Raw genomic sequence first — 1928 nt, 5'->3', positions numbered from 1 at the left:
TTTTACGTCCTAGAGGCCAAGAAACCATATAAACGTTAGTTTTCTATACAGCATCTATCTTTTTTCTCCCTTTTAAGCCTACTTGACGCTGAAGGCGTCAATCTATCTAGCAATGAGGTTCGATTTGGAGCCATTGGGCGAAAAATCGAGAGACCTACTGACTACAAAAACAAAATCAAAAAACAGCTGTTTTTGCAATTTTTTTGTGACGTATGTTTAATATATATATATTTAATATCTTGTTTAAGGGCACTTTTTGGTCGTTTTGAGCCCCTATTTTAGGGGGTGTAATTTTCTAAAAAATACTTTTATTATGGAAAAAAATAGCCTAAAAAATACTTTTATTATGGAAAAGGAATCCAATATTTTTGTAAAAAGTATTTTTTAGCAATAAAAAAGTCACTCTGACTACAAAAACATGAAAAATTGCTTTAAATTTTGAAATGAAGTTCTCTTTTAATATCTTTTATATATCTTTTAATATCTTTTAATATCTTTAGGCGTTTTTTTCCCAAAAATCATGTACAAAAATATACCCCTAAAAAATGTATCTTTTTTACTCCTTTTGAGCCCGTAATTTAGGGACTTAAAAGGCTAAGTAAGGGATAGATTTTTTAGGTACAAAAAAATACAAAGTAAGGGATAGATTTGTACAAAGTAAGGGATAGATTTGTACAAAGTAAGGGATAGATTTGTACAAAGTAAGGGATAGATTTGTACAAAGTAAGGGATAGATTTGTACAAAGTAAGGGATAGATTTGTACAAAATTTGTACAAAGTAAGGGATAGATTTATATTTTATCCCCTTTATAAAGGGATAGATTTATATTTTATCCCCTTTATAAAGGGATAGATTTATATTTTATCCCCTTTATAAAGGGATAGATTTATATTTTATCCCCTTTATAAAGGGATAGATTTATATTTTATCCCTTACTTTATGCTATAATCCCCTAAATTACAGATTCCAAAAAAGGGGCAAAAAAATATGAAAACAGATGCTTACACACTTGAAACGTCTCCATCAATGAAAAGATTAGAACAATGGGAGAAAGCAAACCCCGAACAATCTCAAAAAATAGATAAAGAACTAGAGGAAGAAATCAAAAAAGTAGATTCTCTTACCACGGAACCAGAGGTAAAAAAAGAGTCTACTCAACAACGTTACAACAACCAGCACAACCGCAATAACAATCAAAACGGAGGCATGAGCAGATAATGAAACCTACAGCTACTATCTTTGCAGGTGTTAATGGTGCAGGGAAAACGACATTGTATTTTCAAGCACAAGAAAAAAAAATTAACATGGGATATAGAATAAACGTTGATGAGATAGCTCAAAGTATAGGTGACCCAAAGGATAGAGCCAATCAACTTAGGGCTTCAAAGATAGCAATTAACATGCGTAATATGTACCTTGAAGATAAACTTAGCTTCAACCAAGAAACTACGCTTTGTGGGAATTCAATCCTAAATTTATTTGCTGAATTAAAAAAGCTAGATTTTAAAATCATACTCTACTATGTTGGGCTTGATAGCCCGCAAACAGCCAAAGAGAGGGTAAGAATAAGAGTGAGTAAAGGAGGGCATGATATAGCACCTAATTTGATAGATAAGAGATACCACGAAAGCTTAAAAAACTTAAAATCAGTTATTCCTATGTGCGATGAAGTCTTTATTTACGATAATACTTATGACTTTAAGCTAGTGAGTACAATAAAAAATCAAGAAGTAAAAAATTATATGAAGCCTAGCTCTTAGGCTATCTTTTTCTCCCTCTTGAAGTTGCTTGCTTAAAATCTCACAAAAACACCCCTAAAATCGTTCAAAATTACTCTAGACGATAAAACTATCGTCCCTACCCCCTAATCGCTCTTATTTTACGTCCTAGAGGCCAAGAAACCATATAAACGTTAGTTTTCTATACA

The 1928-nt window shown here is 31.8% G+C and carries 2 protein-coding genes; both read left to right on the top strand.

The genetic code is table 11. The features are described from left to right. The first annotated feature begins 988 nt into the window (after positions 1–988). Complete coding sequence (locus BKH43_RS08345; protein WP_095230483.1) at positions 989–1219, top strand: hypothetical protein; 231 nt, start codon at positions 989–991, stop codon at positions 1217–1219. Continuing rightward, positions 1219–1761 carry an ATPase gene (locus BKH43_RS08340; protein WP_095230481.1) on the top strand — a complete coding sequence of 181 codons (543 nt, stop codon included), beginning with the start codon at positions 1219–1221 and terminating at the stop codon, positions 1759–1761. Before BKH43_RS08345 ends, BKH43_RS08340 begins: the two co-directional genes overlap by 1 nt. The last annotated feature ends 167 nt before the right edge of the window (positions 1762–1928 follow it).

Source organism: Helicobacter sp. 13S00401-1 (assembly GCF_002272925.1).
Lineage (GTDB): Bacteria > Campylobacterota > Campylobacteria > Campylobacterales > Helicobacteraceae > Helicobacter_I.
Note: the sequence above shows the minus strand (reverse complement) of the source record. Positions and strands in the feature narration are given on the sequence as shown.

Coding starts and splice junctions, on each gene's coding strand:
- BKH43_RS08340 (WP_095230481.1), top strand. CDS start 1,219: ATGAAACCTACAGCTACTATCTTTGCAGGTGTTAATGGTGCAGGGAAA.
- BKH43_RS08345 (WP_095230483.1), top strand. CDS start 989: ATGAAAACAGATGCTTACACACTTGAAACGTCTCCATCAATGAAAAGA.